The sequence below is a fragment of the Ignatzschineria sp. PL_is040 genome (genome assembly GCF_055813795.1).
The window spans coordinates 64,599-84,340 of record NZ_JBVPGU010000007.1; the positions used below are offsets into that span (position 1 = coordinate 64,599).

Annotated in this window: 15 protein-coding genes and 1 pseudogene; 10 read left to right on the forward strand and 6 right to left on the reverse strand. The window is 41.1% G+C overall.

Annotation, left to right across the window (positions count from 1 at the left end):
* Positions 1-119: 119 nt before the first annotated feature.
* Genes AC0SAP_RS08505 through pyrF form a run of 3 tightly spaced genes read right to left on the reverse strand, consistent with a single transcriptional unit; the run spans position 120 to position 1,885 of the window.
* Positions 120-518 carry a DUF1622 domain-containing protein gene (locus AC0SAP_RS08505; RefSeq protein WP_473383865.1) on the reverse strand — a complete coding sequence of 133 codons (399 nt, stop codon included), beginning with the start codon at positions 516-518 and terminating at the stop codon, positions 120-122.
* A 21-nt stretch (positions 519-539) separates the two neighbouring features.
* The gene (pyrE, locus tag AC0SAP_RS08510; protein ID WP_353623218.1) at positions 540-1,175 is read right to left on the reverse strand and encodes an orotate phosphoribosyltransferase; all 636 of its coding nucleotides are present in this window, start codon (positions 1,173-1,175) and stop codon (positions 540-542) included.
* The gene (gene pyrF, locus AC0SAP_RS08515; RefSeq protein ID WP_094568395.1) at positions 1,175-1,885 is read right to left on the reverse strand and encodes an orotidine-5'-phosphate decarboxylase; all 711 of its coding nucleotides are present in this window, start codon (positions 1,883-1,885) and stop codon (positions 1,175-1,177) included. Before pyrF ends, pyrE begins: the two co-directional genes overlap by 1 nt.
* Before the next feature lie 295 nt (positions 1,886-2,180).
* Here pyrF and AC0SAP_RS08520 point away from each other — a divergent pair, with 295 nt between their 5' ends.
* From AC0SAP_RS08520 to AC0SAP_RS08545, 6 genes and pseudogenes are all read left to right on the forward strand, one after another.
* Complete coding sequence (locus AC0SAP_RS08520) at positions 2,181-2,306, forward strand: hypothetical protein (RefSeq protein ID WP_473383866.1); 126 nt, start codon at positions 2,181-2,183, stop codon at positions 2,304-2,306.
* Positions 2,307-2,931: 625 nt separating this feature from the next.
* Positions 2,932-3,792 carry an ABC transporter substrate-binding protein gene (locus AC0SAP_RS08525; RefSeq protein ID WP_473383867.1) on the forward strand — a complete coding sequence of 287 codons (861 nt, stop codon included), beginning with the start codon at positions 2,932-2,934 and terminating at the stop codon, positions 3,790-3,792.
* 677 nt (positions 3,793-4,469) lie between these two features.
* A complete protein-coding gene (locus AC0SAP_RS08530) occupies positions 4,470-6,209 on the forward strand; it encodes a chorismate-binding protein (RefSeq protein WP_473383868.1) in 1,740 nt (579 codons plus the stop codon).
* A 265-nt stretch (positions 6,210-6,474) separates the two neighbouring features.
* Positions 6,475-7,438: pseudogene (locus AC0SAP_RS08535) on the forward strand (bile acid:sodium symporter family protein).
* 474 nt (positions 7,439-7,912) lie between these two features.
* Positions 7,913-9,640, forward strand: coding sequence for a thiamine pyrophosphate-dependent enzyme (locus AC0SAP_RS08540; protein WP_473383869.1), 1,728 nt, complete (start codon positions 7,913-7,915; stop codon positions 9,638-9,640).
* Between the two features lie 132 nt (positions 9,641-9,772).
* Positions 9,773-11,500, forward strand: a complete 1,728-nt coding sequence (locus tag AC0SAP_RS08545; RefSeq protein ID WP_473383870.1) for a thiamine pyrophosphate-dependent enzyme — start codon at positions 9,773-9,775, stop codon at positions 11,498-11,500.
* A 208-nt stretch (positions 11,501-11,708) separates the two neighbouring features.
* On the opposite strand, the gene AC0SAP_RS08550 is transcribed toward AC0SAP_RS08545, so the two are convergent.
* Genes AC0SAP_RS08550 through AC0SAP_RS08560 form a run of 3 tightly spaced genes read right to left on the reverse strand, consistent with a single transcriptional unit; the run spans position 11,709 to position 15,196 of the window.
* The gene (locus tag AC0SAP_RS08550) at positions 11,709-13,733 is read right to left on the reverse strand and encodes a TRAP transporter permease (protein ID WP_473383871.1); all 2,025 of its coding nucleotides are present in this window, start codon (positions 13,731-13,733) and stop codon (positions 11,709-11,711) included.
* Positions 13,720-14,238: a DUF1850 domain-containing protein gene (locus AC0SAP_RS08555; RefSeq protein ID WP_473383872.1), complete on the reverse strand. Its 519-nt coding sequence runs from the start codon at positions 14,236-14,238 to the stop codon at positions 13,720-13,722. The genes AC0SAP_RS08550 and AC0SAP_RS08555 overlap by 14 nt, the downstream gene beginning before the upstream one ends.
* A complete protein-coding gene (locus tag AC0SAP_RS08560; protein ID WP_473383873.1) occupies positions 14,216-15,196 on the reverse strand; it encodes a TAXI family TRAP transporter solute-binding subunit in 981 nt (326 codons plus the stop codon). The genes AC0SAP_RS08555 and AC0SAP_RS08560 overlap by 23 nt, the downstream gene beginning before the upstream one ends.
* 603 nt (positions 15,197-15,799) lie before the next feature.
* Here AC0SAP_RS08560 and holA point away from each other — a divergent pair.
* From holA to lolD, 4 genes are all read left to right on the forward strand, one after another.
* A complete protein-coding gene (holA, locus tag AC0SAP_RS08565; RefSeq protein ID WP_473383874.1) occupies positions 15,800-16,837 on the forward strand; it encodes a DNA polymerase III subunit delta in 1,038 nt (345 codons plus the stop codon).
* 135 nt (positions 16,838-16,972) lie between these two features.
* Positions 16,973-17,551, forward strand: a complete 579-nt coding sequence (gene scpB, locus AC0SAP_RS08570; protein WP_286482708.1) for an SMC-Scp complex subunit ScpB — start codon at positions 16,973-16,975, stop codon at positions 17,549-17,551.
* 73 nt (positions 17,552-17,624) lie between these two features.
* Complete coding sequence (locus AC0SAP_RS08575) at positions 17,625-18,914, forward strand: lipoprotein-releasing ABC transporter permease subunit (protein WP_473383875.1); 1,290 nt, start codon at positions 17,625-17,627, stop codon at positions 18,912-18,914.
* Positions 18,907-19,611 carry a lipoprotein-releasing ABC transporter ATP-binding protein LolD gene (gene lolD / locus AC0SAP_RS08580; protein ID WP_473383876.1) on the forward strand — a complete coding sequence of 235 codons (705 nt, stop codon included), beginning with the start codon at positions 18,907-18,909 and terminating at the stop codon, positions 19,609-19,611. The genes AC0SAP_RS08575 and lolD overlap by 8 nt, the downstream gene beginning before the upstream one ends.
* Positions 19,612-19,742 lie beyond the last annotated feature (131 nt).

Here is a 19,742-nt window from a genome sequence, read left to right on the forward strand (position 1 = left end):
TCGATTGATCTTATCTCTTTTTTTTGCAAAAAAATACCTTAAGATCTTTAACCTTAAGGTATTGTCATGATCGTTAAGTAGATTAATCGATCAATCGATAGAGCTTGAGTTGGGAGATTTTATGATTCTCTCTCTGCTCTCTTCTCTTTTTTCTGATGTGCAGCTTCCTCTCTTTCGGCATTACCTGCTTCGATCTCTTTGCCTAAGAAGTAGGAGATTGCTGTTCGAATGACCACAATGCCGCCGAGGATTAACATATCATCGATCGAAGGATTCATAATTGTCTCAATAATATCGGAGGCGATTAGAATTTCGAGGCTTAGGAGGATATAGGATCCGAGATAGACCTTAATCCCATTATTTTTTTGGGCAATCACAAATCGATCTTCCCTTGAACACTCATTTCTAATAAAGCCTAAAGCCGCTTTAATAACACCAATCAATAGTACAAGAATAGAGAATCCATTGAGGATATCGACTAAGAGCTCAACTGCCCATTCAAGAGAGTGAAACGTCATAAAGTTACTCCATAAAGATGCCTATTTACCCCAACTGCTAGGATCTTTATTCCATTCAGTCAGAGCAAGGCGTTCCTCTTCATTAATAATATTTTTAGCAAGGGCTGTTTCGACTAATGCCGGGTAGTTACTGAGCGTTGCATGGCGCAGGTTTTCACGTTTAAAGTTTTCATCTGCAATAGGTAACTCGTACGAGAAGATTGCCGCAACCCCTAATACATCTGCGCCTGCCTCTCGAAGTGCATGAGCACAAGTAATGGAGCTTCCACCTGTGGAGATGAGATCTTCAACAATTACCACTTTCTGCCCTGGTTTGATAATTCCCTCAATCATATTACCGCGGCCATGTTTTTTGGGTGAACTACGAACATAGACCATCGGTTTTTCTAATACGGCGCTGACCCAAGAAGCGTGTGGAATACCAGCAGTAGCCGTTCCGGCAACGACCTCTGCTTCGGGAAATGTTTCTCGAATCAATTCAATGAGATTTTTTGAGATAAATTTACGAACGGCGGGATAACTAACAATTAAGCGATTATCACAATAGATGGGTGATTTTAAACCTGAAGCCCAGGTAAATGGCTTTTGTGGAGAGAGTGAAACAGCATCAATTGAGAGAAGTGCTTCAGCGACATCATGTGCAACATTTGTTTTCATCATAGCGTTCTATTCCATTCTTCTTTAACAGTGTAATAAGCTTTAAGAGGATCTTTAGCTTGCGTGATTGAGCGACCGACAACGATATAACTTGCACCATTTTTCTTCGCTTCAAATGGGGTCATAATTCTGCGCTGATCATCGGCAGCATCTGATGCAAGACGAATTCCCGGCGTAACACAGAGGAAGCTTTCACGGGTATTCTCTTTAACCATCTTCGCCTCTAATGCCGAACAGACAACGCCATCGAGACCTGAGTTATTTGTAATCTTACTATAATGGATGACCGATTCGAGTAGGCTCGTTTGGATATTCTGCTCTCGTTGCATTTCGATCTCGCTCATACTTGTCAATTGAGTCACAGCAATAAGGCGTGGGCGCTTTGCATTACCACTTCCAATCTCTAACCCTTCAAGTGCTTCTTCCATCATGCGTTTACCACCGGCAGCGTGAACATTGACCATATCAACGCCCATCTTTGCAAGGCCGATCATTGCGCTCTTAACGGTATTGGGGATATCGTACAGTTTTAGATCTAAAAAGACCTCATAACCACGCGCTTTGAGTGTTTCTACTAACATCGGCCCTTCATTGTAGAAGAGTTCCATTCCGATCTTTATATAGAGCTCTTCTTCTTTTGGCATCATCTCCAAAAAAGCCTTTGTCTCAAGGTAATTTGGAAAATCTAGTGCAATTATAGGTTTTGTCATTATCGATTTATCTTCTTTCTTTTTTCCAAAAAAAAACCGACTATTGTCGGCTATTTAAAACAGATAAGGAGAACGATAGATGGTGATGCTATTCACTTGCATAATCTACTCTCCTTATTGCTTACTATCTCTATAGATGTTTTGACATTTTCGTCTACATAAAATTGGCAATATTCTAACACTAGAAGTAGCACTTGAAAAGAAAGAGCTTTTTAAAATTTCTATCTTACTGTTTTATATATAACTTATTTTTAGCTGTTAGATTCCCCTTCTACTATTGATCGCTCTCTTTTCAATGGAATTTAGATATAAGAAGCACTCTAAGATCATTATCGGAGCTGTGGGAACTCACTATTTTATCCTTGTCACAGCGGCATGCCCGCAAGTGGCATCTTTGATGCCGGAGCAGATTCCTCTTTAAGATAGAATAAGATAAAAGAGTGTCGGTGAAGATCCCTTACCGGCGCGTGATTATTAGAAGAGTGTAATTGTAAATCCCGATACCGTTTAGCTTATTTTATTGCAATAAAAGCTTTGTGGATAACTTTGTGGATAGCTGTGGGTAAAAATGTGGATAAGATCTATTGGTGAATGAAATAATTTAGGGAGATATCTGCTATAAATCTTTCTGTTACATCAAAAGAGCGACTCGTTAATTGTCTATTTTAGAGAAGTTGTCAGGACTTTTTAGCTGAAATTCTTTCTAAGAATAGCTGAGATAAGTGTGATCGATAATTAATTGTCACTTAAATCACTTCTTAAATCACCTCTTATATCGCTACTTAAATCGCTCATAGTTGTGGTAATAAAATGGCTTAAACTCTGATAAATCAATGAGATTACACTTTTCTATAGAGCACTTAGTAAAAATATTTGATGATTGCTATAGACAAAGCGAATAAAAGCATTAATAATAAGAATCATTCTCAATAGATACTATTCTCAAAAGAGATCTGGAACCAGTTGAGATCTCTTTTTATATTTTATCCCCAGTTGCTTTACGCAATCTATTTTACGATTTAGGTTTTGCGATTTAGGAATCAATTATGAAACTTTTTTTAAAAAAGAGCCTCTTATCTCTCTCCCTCTCATTAGCTGTTGCGATGGCTAGCCCAAAAGCAGTTGTGATGGATTTTGGTGCGGTTGATACGTTACAAGCGCTAGATGCCACAGATCTGATTGTTGCACTCCCTAAAGGGAATCTACCGACCTATCTTCAATCATTAGATTGGGGTCATGCAGAAGATAGTGGTGGGATGAAGAATCCTGATCTAGCGAAGTTTGAGGAGATGGAGATCGATTTTATTGTGATCTCTCCCCGTTTAGGAAATCAGATTGAGGTCTTAAATGAGTATGCGCCGGTATTAAACTTTACGGTTGATTCTGATCATTATCTTGAGTCGGTCTCTGAGAATATCACTCAATTAGCAAAGTTAGCGGATAGAGAGCAAGCTGCGGATAGAGCCCTTAAGGCGGTAACTGATGAGATCGCACAGATTCAAGCAGAGATAGCAAAGAGTGATCAGCAAGCGCTTGTTGTGATCCACAATGATGGGAAGTTGATGGCAACACCAACAAGTGGCAGTGCGAAGTTTATCCACAATGTTCTGGGGGTAAAAAATGCAGAAAAGATGCCTAAAGAGGGGCGTCAAGCCGCAGATTTATCCTATCTGACATCAGTTGCGCCAGATTTGATCTTTGTGATTGATCGCAGTGCCGCAATTGGTAGCACACCGATGGATCAAGAACAGGTGGAGAAATCTCTCATAATTCCCCTCAATGAAGCGCTCGATAAAGAGGTGAAGATGGTCTATTTAGATCCAACGCTCTGGTATCTCTCTGGCAATGGATTGATCTCGATTGTGAAGGAAGCAGAAGAGATTAAAGCCGCACTCAAAGACGAGTAGAGCCCCATAATAGCGATATTGATCATCTATCGATTGAGCTGAGTATTACCGATTAAATATTTTGCCTTTTTTGTATCCCTAAGGATACTCCTTTCTAGCAGTTGTTTATTGTTCTTTTAAACTTTATTTTTAACTTTTGAATCAAAGTTTCTGCTCTTGGCCCTGATTGATCGAGATAAAATTTGTTGACTTCCTCCAAAAAACATGCAAATTATATCCTAAGTATCTCGATTAAATCAGGGTCTTTTTTAATTCTCTTAATTCTCGGTTGTTAAATCGATTATTAAATTTGGATTCTCGATAGTAGAGATTTAAATATGAGATCACTATGAATTTAATATAAACCTGATATTAGATGGGTACTTGATTAACCTCTAGATAGAGAAGTCACCTTAAAATAGAGATAGGGATTTAATAACAGATGATTCACTCGACACACACAATTTGTTTTTTCCGTCGTTGGTGGTTACGCGCATCGTAGCGGGTAAGCACTTTTTTATGACGTTAAAAAAGAGTGTTGAGAGAAGAGGCCCGCAATATGCGGGTCTTTTTTTATGCTCCATATTGCGCTCATCCGAAAATAAGGCCTCAGAGTAACGCTTAAAAAGAAGAGAGTATTTTTAATTTAGACGCCTTTAGCATGTCGATAGAGCGATCGTTAAATTGTAGGAGACCGTATGGAAGCACCTGTTGTAGCAGAAATTTTTACTTTAAGTCGAGAGATTCCCTCCCACTTTGAACCTTTTGATCTCTTTGAAGGAGTGATGAAAAAGGGGCCATCCTCATTAGGGATGCTCTTTGAATCGGCGCGTACTGATAATCAGAGTGCTTTAAAGAGTATGATGATTACGAAAGCGGCATTGCGGATCACCGCCTTGAAAGAGCAGGTGACAGTTGAAGCATTAACCCCTTTAGGTAAGCATTTAATTAAAGATCTAAAAACTCTATTTTCCACTGCTATTGTGGAAGAAGATGTGGGAGAAGAAGGCGCTTGCGTTATAAGATTCTCTTTTCCTTATCCCCAATATTCGCGTGGAGTATTAACGATATTAGATCCACTATTAGCTCTGAAAAATCCGCAATTTGCGCCTTTCATTGGTGGATTATTTGGATATGACCTTGTTGGAGAGTATTACCAGATTCCCGTGCCGGAGAAGGGACGAAATCTCGATCTCTGTCTCTTTTTGGCGGAAGAGCTCATTCAGATCGATCATAAAGAGGATCAGGTGATCTATGAACATCTCTATTTAGAGAGCGATAAGCGAGATCGTTTAGAGATCTATCGCTCTTTTAATCAAAAGGCCGCTCATTATAGTGATCTGATTGAAAAACTGGCAGGAGAAAGAGCGGATTTCCCCACAATATCCCCAGAGTTATCCACAGGAGAGCTGGGGATTACTGAAAAGATTGAAGAAAATGGATCAGGAAAGAGGTTAGAAGAGGAGATAAGCACACGTTATCCTGAAACTTATTCACAAAGTTATCCACAGGTTACTTCTGATCGAGATGAACCACCTCATCATTCAAAGATTCAAGAACCGATTGTTAGTGCCCAAAATGGAGTTGCTACGCCTGATCGTGGTGCTTTTAAAAAAATTGTTGAACACTTTATTGCTAAAACTACTTCGGGAGAGTTATTACAAGTAGTTCCATCACGTCGTTTCTCTCTCCGCTGCCACTCCCCTTTTAAGAGTTATCGTCAATTAAAACGCGCCTATCCTAGCCCTTATCTCTTCTATCTTCACGATCGCGATTTTACCCTCTTTGGTGCATCCCCTGAGTCGGCTCTGAAATATTCCCCTTATACTCGGGAGTTAGAGCTCTATCCTATTGCCGGCACAAAGCGTCGGGGATGGGTGGATGGAGAGATTGATCCAGATTTAGATCAGAAGATGGAGGAGTTGCTCAAGAACGATCCTAAGGAGTTAGCAGAACATCTGATGCTAGTTGATCTTGCGAAAGAGGATCTTGGCAAGGTATCAGAAGAGGGATCTATCTATGTTAAAGATCTTTTGAAAGTGGATCGTTATCGTTATGTGATGCATCTTGTCTCTCGAGTTGCCGGAAGACTTAAAGAGGGCTTAACACCTATCGATGCTTATCTTGCGGTGATGAATATGGGGACATTAACCGGAGCGCCTAAGATTGAGGCGATGCGTCAAATATATCAATTTGAGACGGAAGCGCGTGGAAGTTATGGTGGTGCTATTGGCTATGTAGAAGGATTGATGCAGGGAGATCGCTTCGATAGTGCAATTACAATTCGCTCAGCTTATGTTAAAGAGGGAATCGCCTATGTACAGGCAGGGGCTGGAATTGTCGCAGATTCTGATCCCGAGAGTGAAATTGAAGAGACAGAAAATAAGGCTAGTAGTGTTGTGATGGCAATTTTAGAAGCAAATTCTCAATCGATTTAAAAAGCATGCTACCTTTAGAGATTGCCTTTAAGCAGCAGTGAGGATTCTCACCGATATTTTCGCAAATATTTAAAGTTTAAGTGATTTTTACCCAAGATCACTGAATTTACTTAAATTGATAGAGATCTCTCTTACAAAGAGGGAAGATTTTAGAGATTCATCATCATTATAGAGGAGAGAAAAGCGCACTCATAATCGATTAAATCTCTTTTAAGAGGATTATTTGCGTTTGGAATAATTTAAATCGAGATAGGAGTAATTTTAGATGCAAGCGTTAGCTCGTTTGAGCCAATTTGGGGAAGACATTCGCTTTTTGGGTACTGCTCTTTGCAGGATTAGCTTTTTTTACCCCCGATACTTTTAAATTTATTGGACCTTATGTTCCTTGGTTGCTAGGTATAGTGATGTTAGGGATGGGGATGACCCTGACTCTCTCCGACTTTGGCGAGATTTTACGACATCCTAAAGCGGTCATTTTAGGTGTTGTCGCGCAATTTGTTATTATGCCGCTTCTTGCTTATGGTTTATCGATGGTCTTTATGTTGCCGGCACCGATTGCGGTAGGGATTATTCTTGTGGGTTCTTGTCCAGGAGGAACCGCTTCTAATGTCATTACTTTTTTAGCAAAAGGTAATATCGCCCTTTCGGTTGCTTGTACCTCCGTTTCAACATTATTAGCGCCACTCTTAACGCCTCTAGTCTTCTATCTATTAGCGAGTCAATGGATCGATATCTCTATGGGGGCTATGTTTATGTCAGTCTTGAAGATGGTACTACTGCCTATCGCTATCGGCGTTCTATTACGAATGCTCTTTAAAAAGCGAATAGAGCAGGCAACAGAGGTATTACCACTTGTCTCTGTAGCGGCAATTGTTCTGATTGTTGCCGTTGTGGTGAGTGGTAGTAAGCAGTCCATTATTGAATCGGGGTTACTCATTTTTGGTGTTGTGGTACTCCATAATGGATTGGGCTTCCTCTTCGGTTTTTGGGTGGCAAAACTCTTTAAGCTTAATTATGCCGATAGCAAAGCTGTTTCCGTTGAAGTGGGTATGCAAAACTCAGGTTTAGGTGCAGCATTAGCGAAGACCCATTTTGCGATCGATCCTGTAATAGCGGTTCCGAGTGCTATCTTTAGTTTATGGCATAATATTTCAGGGCCTATTTTAGCAACCTATTGGTCGGCAAGAACCGATGAAAAAGGCGCGAAAAAGGGTGAAGTTAAAGAGTAGTCCGTTATATATAATTGATTCATTATCGATACCGTCGATTATCGATACGATAGATCATTGTGAAGGGCAGATAACAGAGAGTTATCTGCTTTTTTATCGTCTCTCTTTTTAATGTTTTTATAAGTATTACTGCTATAAATATTGTTTATGAAAATATTATTTATATGAATATTGTTTATATGAATATTGTTTATGCGAATGTTATTTTTGTGAATGTTATTTATATGAATATTATTTGCTAGTAATGTTATTTTGAGATCTTGGTATTGTCATGTTAATTATTACCCTCTCGACCAATATTTTCTTCAATTATTGGATATTAAAGCAATTTTTAATAAATCTATAGAAAAAATAGTGATTAATCTTCTATAAATTATATAAAATTAAATCTTTATAGCTTTATATAAAAATATTACAATGGACAGGTAGCACATTTCCTGTTTTCGATATGAATATGATCTATATGGAGTCATTATGTCTAAGAAGAAAGTTGCAAGAATTGTTGTGGAAGCACTTGAGCAAGCGGGTGTTAAACGTTGTTATGGTGTCGTGGGCGATACGTTAAATTATGTGACCGATGCGATGCGTTATCACACTGATATTGAGTGGGTTCATATGCGTCATGAAGAGGCTGGAGGCTTTGCTGCCGGTGCTGAAGCTTATATGACAGGAAACTTAACTGCTTGTGCCGGCTCCTGTGGTCCTGGAAGCCTCCACTTTATCAATGGTCTTTATGAGAGTCATCGCAATGGTGCGCCGGTGGTCCTTATTGCCAGTCAATTACCTACAAATGTATTAGGCACGGACTTTCCTCAAGAAGTAGATTATATGCCGATCTATAAAGGATGCTCTGTCTTTTGTGAAGAGGTTAAAAATCCCCATGAAGCGAAGCGTGTGATTATGACCGCTTGCCAAGAAGCGATCGCAAAGCGGGGTGTTTCTGTTGTGATCCTCCCTTCCGATATTAGTGCTACTGAGGTAGAGGATACCCCTATTTTACAACCACAAGCGCCGAGTGCTCCAGTGATTCGACCAACAGATGGGGAGATTAAAGCAATCGCAGAGCTTCTAAATAGTGGTAAGAAGATCGGTGTTTTTGCCGGCGTAGGTTGTGCCGGAGCATTTGATGAGATTATCGCTCTTTGTGAAAAGTTAAAAGCCCCTATGGCACATACCTCAAGAGCAAAAGATTTTGTTGAGGGTAATAACCCTTATAACGTTGGTATGACCGGTATGTTAGGAGTTCAATCCGGTTATGAGATGATTAAAAATTGCGATACGCTTTTAGTATTAGGTGCTGATTTTGCTTGGTCACAATTTTATCCTAAGAATGCCGAGATTATTCAGATCGATCTCAATCCTAGCCGATTAGGTTTACGTCATGCCATAAAACTGGGTGTGATTGGTGATGTTAAGGAGACCTTAAAAGCACTATTGCCGGCGCTAGAGAGTAAGAGTGATACTGCATTTTTAGATCATTATCGTCAGTTACATACAAAATGTATGGCGAAACTCGATAAGAAAGCCGTGGCTGATCATGAAGGTTTAATCCATCCTCAATACTTAATAGAATTATTGAGTGAGTATGCCGATGAAGATGCTATTGTTACCGGCGATACTGGTTCAGCGATGGCTTGGGTCAATCGCCATTTCCATACGAATGGTCAACGTCGCACATTGCTATCGATGAAACATGGAACAATGGCAAATGCGATGCCACAAGCGATTGGAATTCAGAAAGCTTACCCTGATCGTCAAGTCATCTCTGTTTCAGGAGATGGTGGATTAGCGATGTTAATGGGAGATCTATTAACATTAGTTCAAGAGAAGATTCCTTTAAAAGTGATCGTTCTCAATAATGGAACGCTCGATTTTGTGGAGTTAGAGATGAAAGCAGAGGGAATTGTGAATAGCTACACTGACCTGCAAAATCCTGATTTCTCCAAAGTAGCAGAAGCGATCGGCATTAAGGGCTTCCTTGTGAAAGGTTCTCATGAGTTAGAGGCAACATTAAAAGAGTTTCTAGCGTATGAAGGTCCGGCATTGCTCGATGTACATGTTGAGCGCTTAGAGCTTATCTGGCCACCACATGCTGAATTTACCAATTATGAGAATATGGCGCTCTATGGAGCGAAAGCAGTCTTAGGTGGAGAAGGGCACACCTTTTTTGAGATGTTAAAAGAGAACTTTTTAGAGAAGTAGTGATTCGGCATTAATTGTTCGATATTAATCATGATATAGAAAATGGTATGAAAGGAGCGATCTAACAGTTCAGTAAGAGCCGTGAAGGTCGCTCTATTTTTATCATTCTATCAATCGATAGGAAGAAAAAAGATGGCAAAGAAGAAAGTAGCACAGATTATTGTGGAGACATTGGAGCTCTTTGGCGTAAAGCGTTGTTATGGTGTGGTCGGCGATACGCTCAATGATGTCACTAATGCAATGCGTTTTCATACGGAGATTGAGTGGGTTCATGTGCGTCATGAAGAAGTGGGGGGATTTGCCGCTGGTGCAGAATCTTTTATGACCAAAGGGTTAACCGCTTGTGCCGGCTCTTGTGGTCCTGGAAGTCTACACTTTATCAATGGTCTTTATGAGAGTCATCGCAATGGTGCGCCGGTGGTCTTGATAGCTAGCCAGCTTCCAACCGCTGTATTGGGCACCAATTTTCCTCAAGAGGTGGATTATAAACCGATTTATGAGGGGTGTTCAGTCTATTGTGAAGAGGTTAGAAATCCCCATGAAGCGAAGAGAGTGATTATGACTGCCTGCCAAGAAGCACTTGCAAAGCGAGGTGTTGCGGTAGTCATTCTTCCATCTGATATTAGTGCAACGGAGGTTGAGGATCTCCCTATTCGTCAGCTCTATCAACCTAAACATCCATTGATCTATCCACAAGAGAGCGAGCTGGTAAAATTAGCAAAAATTATCAATAGCGGTGGTAAAGTTGGAATCTATGCCGGAGCGGGATGTGAAGGGGCGCATGAAACAGTGATTGCGTTAGCAGAGCGTCTTAAAGCGCCGATTGCACATACTTCTCGCGGAAAAGATTTTATTGAAGGGGAGAACCCTTACAATGTTGGTATGACCGGTATGATGGGGATTAAATCGGGATATCAGATGATTGAAGAGTGTGACACGCTCATTATTTTGGGTGCTGATTTTGCTTGGTCTCAATTTTATCCCAAGCATGCCAAAATCGTTCAGATCGATCGAGATCCTCAAAAACTTGGGCTTCGTCACGGTATTGAGCTAGGGCTTATTGGTGATATTGAGCCCACCTTAGAGCGATTATTACCCCATCTTGATCAGCGTGAGTCGACAGAATTTTTAGATCGTTGTCGTCATCTTTATCAGAAAACAGTGAAAAAACTCGATAAGAAAGCTGTTGCCGCAAGTGAAGAGCTCATTCACCCTCAATATTTGACAGAGCTATTGAGTGAATATGCTAAGAAGGATGCTTTTGCAACCGCTGATGGTGGTTCTGCTACCGTCTGGTTACTGCGTCATTTTGAAACATTGGGAACGCGTCGAACATTAGTATCACTGAAACATGGAACAATGGCGAATGCGATGCCTCAAGCGATCGGTATTCAGAAATCACATCCCGATCGACAAGTGATTGCGCTCTGTGGTGATGGGGGAATGACCATGTTGATGGGGGATCTATTGACGATTGTTCAAGAGAAGCTCCCCGTTAAGATTGTCGTGATCAATAATGGAACGCTCGATTTTGTAGAGTTAGAGATGAAAGCTGATGGTATGGTTAATAGCTATACCGATCTACAAAATCCTGATTTTGCACTAATGGCAGACTCTATTGGAATGAAAGGATTTTCTGCAAAAGGTTCTCATGAGTTAGAAGAGACTGTTAAGGCCTTTTTAGAATATGAAGGTCCGGCATTACTCGATGTTCATACGAGTCGTTTAGAGCTGATCTACCCTCCTCATGCAACGCCTGGAAATTATCTCAATATGGCACTCTATGGTGCAAAGGCGATCATTGGTGGTGAAGGGGAGAGTTTCTTTGGAATGTTAAAAGATAACTATCTACGGAAATAGAGGCTTTCCATCAGTGGTCAATGATCATGTTTTAAATGGCTCGTGATTCACTGTAATAATTCACTATTACCGCTAAAGAAAAGGTCTCACTTCAATATTGAGGTGAGACCTTTTATCTTCCTATTTCAGTTACAGTTTCTGCTCCTACTTCGATTTACGCTTGTAATCGATTGTTTGATTATTTCATCTGATCAGATAGATCGTGATGTTAAGCAAGCGCACTATCACCTTTATTGATCAATTTAATGGGAAGCTTTTTAATATTGATAGTGATAATCGTGATGACAATAATTGCTCCGATGAGGTCTGTCACTGTCTCTGGAACAACCAACATCAACGCGCCGGCAGCTAAAATAATGCGACCGATAAAACTAAAGCTACACTTGAAATAGCCTTCAACAGCGGCACTTAAAGCGGTAATGCCGATAATTGAGGTGATCGTAATGCTGATTATATCGAAGATAGGGGGAATAGGAAACTCTGTTGCATTCATCGGTAATCCTGTTGTATCGATCATCAACATCGCTGGATTATAGACAAACATAAAGGGAACGATAAAGCCGGCAACGGAGAGTTTAAGCGATTGCCATCCGGTTTTCATTGGATCCCCACCGGCAATTCCTGCTCCGGCGAAGGAGGCAAGGGCAACGGGGGGTGTAATATTGGCAAAGAGTCCAAAATAGAAGACAAAGAGATGCGCAACAATTGTTGGAATCCCAATATTGGCAAGTGCCGGCGCGGCAATGGTTGCGGTGATGATATAGGCCGGAATGGAAGGAAGACCCATACCTAAAACCATCGATGCGATCATCGTTAAGAAGAGCGTCATAAAGAGCATACCTTCCCCAGTTCCTGTAATAGAGCCGATGAGCTCTGTTGCTGCAGAGGTTAAGCTTAACACGCCGATCACAATACCGATGACCGCACAAGCCGCCATAACAGAGAGGGATTGCCTTGCACCATCTTCTAGTGCCTCTAAAATATTTTTAAAGCTCATGCGCGTCGTTTTTCTAAATTGACTGACCACAATTGCAATTGCAATGGTATTAAACGCCGCATAAGCGATCGGCATATTGTTACCTAAGAAGTAGACAAGCGCAAAGATAGGAAGGAGAAGGTGACCACGCTCCTTTAAAACCTCTTTAACACGAGGAAGATCGGCTTTAGGAATCCCTTTAAGATTATCTTTTCCTGCTCTAAAGTGAACTTGTGCAATAACCCCTAAGTAGTAGAGAAGTGCCGGGAAGAGCGCTGCAAGTGCAATCGTTCCGTAAGAGATCCCGGTGGTTTCTGCCATAATAAAGGCGCTTGCCCCCATAATAGGCGGTAGGATCTGTCCACCAACGGAAGCACTCGCTTCAACTGCGCCGGAGAAGTTTTTGCTATAGCCCACCTTTTTCATCATCGGAATAGTAAAAACACCGGTACCAACAACATTACCTACGGCAGAGCCATTGATACTCCCCATAAAACCACTGGCAACAACGGCAACCTTAGCAGGTCCCCCTTGTTTATGTCCTGCTAATGCAAGTGCAAGATCATTAAAGAGTTGCCCCATTCCTGATTTATTGAGGAAAGCCCCAAAAAGGATAAAGAGGAAGATAAAGGAGACCGATGCGCCGACAGCAGAGGAGTAGAGTCCTTCTGTTGTAATATAGAGATGTCCAAAGATATCGCTAAGATCGAAGGGGCGCGTCTGCAATATTCTCGGCATAAAGTGATAACTACTCACAAAGGGGTAGATTAAGAAGATCGCCGCAAGCGTGGGCAAAATAAGGCCCATAACGCGTCTTGCTGCTTCCATCACTAAGAGAATAGTCATAATGGACATGAAGATATCGGTATTATTAGCGATTCCGCCTCTAACAGTTGCAATCGCATTATACTCTGTAAAGAGATATCCCAATGAGACAAATGAGAGTGCAACTAAGACCCAATCATACCAAGCGATCTTATCGCGAGCTTGTTTTTTATAGGTAGGGTAGATTAGAAAGACCAGCGCAATTCCGACGGCAACGTGAGTTGCACGATAGAGTAACTCCGGCATCGGGTTATAAGTTGTCCAAAGATGGAAGAGGGAGTAAAAGATTGCAAAGCAGGAGATAAATATACGGAGATATTTACTGCTTGGCGTTCTCACTATCGATTCACGGTCAAATTTTTCTAAAATCTGTTCCGTATCGGCAGGGATCGTATCTGCAATATGGTAAGCTTCTGCATTATTGCGGCTCATGACAGTTCCTTATAGATAAACGTTGCCAAAAATTAAAAGGTCTATTGCGAATTTTTACTTCGCTATAACGATCAACCTCGTTATAAATCTCCCAAGGCTGATCTTTAGAAAGATAGATAGTAGAACGGACATCGTGATCAACAACCCAGTTGATCTCCGGCATAAAGTGATCGATCTGATAATGAATCATATCGTCATTGCGATCGAGCAAAATGCCATCATGAGGGACGCCCGCACCAAAAGTTTTGAATTTTGTATCGGTTAAAATAAAGCCTTTATCTTGGCGCTCATAAAACTCGATCCAAGGAGTTTTATCCACTGAGTGAGTCCATGAGAGTGCGAAAGTGGGCGACTCAATTTTACAGAGATCATGGTCAGTGATAATAAGCGTAATAGGCTGCGAGCGAATCGTTGTAGAGAGTAGAATGATAGTGGTAGTGATTACTACCACTATCGATAGAGTGAGTAATCGTCTCTTATCTCTATTTAGCAGCTTGCTCATCATAATATTTCTTCGCGCCAGGATGGAGCGGTGCCACTAAACCTTCTTGAGCATGCTCAAGAGAGATTCCTTTTGCAGCTTGATGCGAGTTAGCAAGATCATTGAGACTCTCAAAGAAAGTCTTTGTTAACTTATAGACATCCTCTTCACTGAGATCTTTACGTGCAACTAAGGCATTAACAATGATTGCTGTTGGAATAGGCTCTGCATTACCGTAAGTTCCGGCAGGAATCTCTGCAGAGAGGAAGTAAGCTTGATCTTTTGCAATTTCATCGACCATCGGTTTTCTAATCTCAACTAATTGAAGATCAAATCCTTGTTCAAGCTCCATAATAGAAGCATTAGGAAGGCCACTTGTTAAGACGGCAGCATCAATTTTTCCACCACGAAGTGCATCTACCGCTTCGGCAAATCCTAGATAATCGACTTGTAGATCATCATAGGTGATTCCATGCCCTTTAAGGAGCGCACGCGCATTCATTTCAGTACCTGAGTTGAGATCCCCTACGGCAACACGGCGACCTTTGAGATCATCCATTGTTTTGATGCCCGATTTTTTGGAGGTCACAATTTGGACATAGTTAGGGTAGAGTGCCGCTATTTGTACCACATTTTCTAGCGGTTCTTTAAAGGAACCCTCACCGGCAACAGCTTGACTCAAAACATCACTCATGGTGAGCGCTAGTTCAGCTTTACCTTGATTAACAAGGTTCACATTTTGAATGGAAGCTCCTGTTGATTGTGATTTAGAGTTTACACCGTAGGTCTTTGAGTAGATCTGTCCAAGTGTTGTACCAATAATGTTATAAGGACCTGATGATCCACCTGTTGCGATAGTAACAAAACGGGTATCTAAGCCATCCCCTTTATCTGCAACATTCTCTTTGTCATCACCACAGGCGATTAAGAGTGTTGAAAATGCCGTCACCATTAATAATTTTTTTAGACCAAACTTTTTCATAATATCCTCCAGAGTAGAGTTTTTAAAACTCCGCTATCTTACTCGACTTCTCGCCTTAAGGTAAAGGAAGCGATCGGTGCCGAGTATTTTTTAGTAAAATTAAAAGATCGATATCTCTATCAATGTCTCATGATTGCTCTTTCAATATTGCCCTCTAAACATTGCTCTTTAAATATTGCAAATATTAGAGCAAATCTCTACTTAATATTGCTCACTATCAACTCTCCATTTTTTACAGATCGATAAGATCGATCAAGAGGGATAAAGAGCAATAGGTAAGATATTGATATCGCCTTAAAATGTAAAGATAATGTAAAGATCAGAAGCCAATATCAAAATCTATCTGGGAAACCTATCTTAGAGATCTATATCGGAAATGGATCCTATTATTGACCTATTGTAGTAATACAATCTTTAACTGAATCATACTCTCAAAACATTGTTGCATGCAACATATTAGTTGTAAAGATTGTTCAATTTCTTCTTTAAAGATTCTGCTCCTTTGTGAGATTAAAAGAGAATTTGATGAAGATATTAGATCCTTATTTAGCACTATGTGTATACTGATGCTTCTCTCTGATTAGTCAAAATATTGAAGGAATTATGCGATTAAATTCATATGAGGTCATACCGACGATTAAAAAGGGGATGGGGCGGATAGCAGCTCTTTTAATCTCTGGGGATGAACCCTATCTCTCTTTGAGTCTTGCAGATCAGGTTCGTGCACTCTATCGGGAAAATGGATTCAATGAGCGAACCCTTCTAGAGGTGGATAATCGTTTTGATTGGGGATCTTTTACCAGCGCGACGCAATCCCTCTCTCTCTTTTCAGAGAAGCAGATCATTGAATTAAGATTTACTTCGACACCCGATCGTAAAGCGCAAACAATGTTAGAAAACTATTTAGCTGCGCCACAAGAGGATCTTTTTCTCTTAATCTCTATTCCTCTTCTTAAAAGTGCCCAGCAGAAAGCTAAATGGGTTAATGCGATCGATAAGGTAGGCATCGTTTCAATTCTCTATCCACCCAGAGTACATGAGTTCCCCGGCTGGATCTTTAATGAAGCGAAGCGACGAAATCTCCATTTAGAGAAAGAGGCGGTCGATCTTTTAGCACAAAATAATGAGGGCAACCTCTTTTCGGTCATTCAGGAGCTCGATTATCTGGCGCTCTACTATGGTGATCGAAAGATTGATGCTGAGAATCTTCGCTCTGCTTTAACACAGAGCTCTAAGTTTATTGCATTTGATCTTAGTGATGCCATTTTGTCGGGCGATGTTGATCGTATCAATCGTATTATTACCATCTTTGAAGAGGAGGGGGAGCCGGCAACATTGGTGAACTTTCTGCTACAAAAAGAGATATCTACACTAGGAGAGATGCTCTTCTCATTAGAGCAAGGGGAGAGTATGCGGCAGGTATTATCGAAAGTTTGGCGTAATAAACAACCCCTTTATCAACAGGCATTATCTCGGCTCAATCTTCGTAGATGGCGAAATATTATGAAGATGGTTGTGCAGATCGATCAGGCAATTAAAGGGCAGATTAAGGAGAATCCTTGGAATGCGATTCGCCGGGTTGCTTTTGCTTTATCAGGAAAACGTCTTCTCTCTTTAAGTGCTGTGGCAACAGTGCGATAATAACTCGATAAAAAATCTCGATAGAGAATCATTGAGGTAGATTATTGCGATAGATTCTTGCGTTGTTTACTCAATAGATAAGCTCAATAGATAAGCTTCAATGGATATTAGGTAGAAAGAAGATTAATAGAAATCATGAATGATTATGAACAAGAATTAAAAGCGCTATTAGAAGCGATCTTAATGGCTTCAGAGGTTCCACTCTCTCTGAAAGAGATTTTAACGATTTTAGATGATGAGAATTATAGTGAAAGCGATATTATTCGGGCGCTTTTTGCGTTAGAGGCGACATATCGAGAAGCAGCTGGCGGTATTGAGTTAGTGGAGGTGGCGTCAGGTTGGCGCTTTCAAGTCCCCGCTCGCTTTGCAAAATGGGTGGGGAAACTCTTTGAGGCGAAGCAGCAACGGTTTAGTAGTGCTTTTTTTGAGACACTAGCACTCATTCTCTATAAGCAGCCGGTAACGCGGGGCGATATTGAAGCCGTTCGAGGTGTCTCTGTCAGCAGCAATATTATTCGAAGTCTAGAGGAGCGGGAGTGGATTAAGGTGGTAGGGAGAAAAGAGGTTCCGGGGCGACCGATGCTCTATGGGACAACTGATCAATTGCTCGATGATCTTAATTTAAAATCATTACGTGATCTGCCTCCCCTTCCAGAGTTAGAAGAACTCTTTAAAGAGGCGACTCATGTTGATGAGGAATCTCTGATTGTTTAATTGTATCCTTCTACATCAATTCCTCTATACTAAATTTTCTGAATCACTTTGAGATTAATAAAGATCAACCATTATGTTTAGACCTTTACCCCTATTTATGGGATTACGTTATACCGCAGCAAAGCGTAAAAATAACTTCATCTCATTTATCTCTTTTGTCTCAATTGGCGGCATTGCACTGGGTGTGATGACGATGATTGTAGTCCTCTCCGTTATGAATGGCTTTCAAAAGGAGGTCGCTGAGCGGAGCATTGCAATGGCTTTTCACAATCAGATCTTAAGTGATCAGAAGGGGTATATCGAGGAGTGGGAACCCTTAATGACGCTCTCAGAAAAAGAGCAAAATGTAGTAGGGAGTGCTCCCTTTATTGAGGGGCAGGGGTTAGTCAATGCTTCTGGCGTTATGTTGCCGGTCCAAGTTTATGGTGTTGATCCTCGTTATGAAGCGCGAGTTTCGGCAATTGCCCATACCATTACAACTAAAGATCCCGTCACAGGGCACTATATCGAGGGGAGTTTTGATCTACTCGATGATACGCCGTTTGGTGTCCTGATCAGCCGGGATATGGCAAGCCGTTTAGGTCTATCGATAGGAGATTACCTCTCCTTGGTGACTTCCGATATCAATGTGACCGTAGCCGGCGTCTCACCTCGAATGAAGCGTTTAAAAGTGGTGGGATTCTTCCGTGCCGGTATTTATGAATATGATATTAGTAATATCTTCGTTAACTTAAAAGATGCGGCAACACTCTACCGTCTTCCGAAGGAGGCTGTCACGGGAATTCGTCTACAGTTAGAAGACCCGATGAAGGCGCGTGAAACTGCTTACTATCTTCAAGTCAAACCTGAAGTTGAGGGGCAGTACTCTGTCTATACTTGGGTGAATCAATTTTCAGCGCTCTTCAAGATGATCGAGATCGAGAAGATCTCCATGTTTCTTATTATGAGTCTGATTGTTGCCGTTGCTGTTTTTAATGTGGTATCGATGTTGGTGATGGTGGTGACGGAGAAGCGATCAGAGATTGCGATCTTACGGACCTTGGGGATGCCACCGCGGCATATTATGGCGGTATTTATGGTTCAAGGAACTTTTATCGGTTTCTTTGGGGCATTAATCGGGATTATTTTGGGGTTATTGATCGCCTTTAATGTTGCCGATATTGTGCGCTGGATTGAAAAGATGGTTGGAAAGACACTCTTTGAGCCAAGTATCTATCCTATATCGGAGATCCCTTCAATTGTACTCTTCTCTGATGTTGCGACAATTGCCGGCATAGCCTTTCTATTAGCAAGTGTTGCGACACTCTATCCTGCGTGGAAGGCATCGAGAACACAACCTGCGGAGGCATTACGTTATGAGTAGAGAAGGATCGATTGTTTTAGATGTGAGAGAGATCTCGAAAAAGTTTATCGATCAAAAGAGTGAGATTGTTATCTTTCAAAATCTGACTTTTGAGATAAAGAAGGGGGATCGTATTGCTATTGTGGGTGCATCAGGTGCCGGTAAGAGTACCTTGATGCATATTATCTCTGGATTAGATCAACCCACAAGTGGAGATATCTATCTCAATGGCGAGCACTTTAATCGTTTATCGGAAGCCAAACGAGGATATCTTCGTAATCAATATCTCGGTTTTATCTATCAATTTCACCATCTTCTTCCTGAATTTACAGCACTTGATAATGTGGCGTTGCCACTCGTGATTGGTGGGGCAAGCATTGCTAAAGCACGTCATGAAGCGGAGCAACTCTTAAATAGAGTCGGTTTAGCGCATCGATTAACGCACCATCCGGGAAAACTATCGGGTGGTGAGCGGCAACGTGTTGCTATTGCTCGTGCTTTGGTAACAAAACCCTCAGCGGTCTTAGCAGATGAACCTACAGGGAATCTCGATGAGGAGAATGCTCATGCGATCTTTGATCTCATGTGTGAGATTAATGCCGAGATTGGTACGGCATTAATTGTAGTCACTCATGATTATTCTTTAGCACGTAAGATGGATCAATGTTGGCGTCTTAATGAGATGCAGCTCCATCCTGTTGATCGGACTGCTCTATAGTGATTTCATCGCGGTGATTTAAGAGACTATAAAAGTAGTGATAGCGAAATAGAGAAATAACGGAATAACGAAGTAGTCAAATAGCAAGATAGCAAGATAGTAGTAATAGATAGAATGTCATAAATCGAGTG

Bases quoted from the DNA above. Each gene is read 5' to 3' on its own strand.
- AC0SAP_RS08505 (WP_473383865.1), bottom strand. From the start codon at position 518: ATGACGTTTCACTCTCTTGAATGGGCAGTTGAGCTCTTAGTCGATATC.
- pyrE (WP_353623218.1), bottom strand. From the start codon at position 1,175: ATGAAAACAAATGTTGCACATGATGTCGCTGAAGCACTTCTCTCAATT.
- pyrF (WP_094568395.1), bottom strand. From the start codon at position 1,885: ATGACAAAACCTATAATTGCACTAGATTTTCCAAATTACCTTGAGACA.
- AC0SAP_RS08520 (WP_473383866.1), top strand. From the start codon at position 2,181: ATGGAATTTAGATATAAGAAGCACTCTAAGATCATTATCGGAGCTGTG.
- AC0SAP_RS08525 (WP_473383867.1), top strand. From the start codon at position 2,932: ATGAAACTTTTTTTAAAAAAGAGCCTCTTATCTCTCTCCCTCTCATTA.
- AC0SAP_RS08530 (WP_473383868.1), top strand. From the start codon at position 4,470: ATGGAAGCACCTGTTGTAGCAGAAATTTTTACTTTAAGTCGAGAGATT.
- AC0SAP_RS08540 (WP_473383869.1), top strand. From the start codon at position 7,913: ATGTCTAAGAAGAAAGTTGCAAGAATTGTTGTGGAAGCACTTGAGCAA.
- AC0SAP_RS08545 (WP_473383870.1), top strand. From the start codon at position 9,773: ATGGCAAAGAAGAAAGTAGCACAGATTATTGTGGAGACATTGGAGCTC.
- AC0SAP_RS08550 (WP_473383871.1), bottom strand. From the start codon at position 13,733: ATGAGCCGCAATAATGCAGAAGCTTACCATATTGCAGATACGATCCCT.
- AC0SAP_RS08555 (WP_473383872.1), bottom strand. From the start codon at position 14,238: ATGATGAGCAAGCTGCTAAATAGAGATAAGAGACGATTACTCACTCTA.
- AC0SAP_RS08560 (WP_473383873.1), bottom strand. From the start codon at position 15,196: ATGAAAAAGTTTGGTCTAAAAAAATTATTAATGGTGACGGCATTTTCA.
- holA (WP_473383874.1), top strand. From the start codon at position 15,800: ATGCGATTAAATTCATATGAGGTCATACCGACGATTAAAAAGGGGATG.
- scpB (WP_286482708.1), top strand. From the start codon at position 16,973: ATGAATGATTATGAACAAGAATTAAAAGCGCTATTAGAAGCGATCTTA.
- AC0SAP_RS08575 (WP_473383875.1), top strand. From the start codon at position 17,625: ATGTTTAGACCTTTACCCCTATTTATGGGATTACGTTATACCGCAGCA.
- lolD (WP_473383876.1), top strand. From the start codon at position 18,907: ATGAGTAGAGAAGGATCGATTGTTTTAGATGTGAGAGAGATCTCGAAA.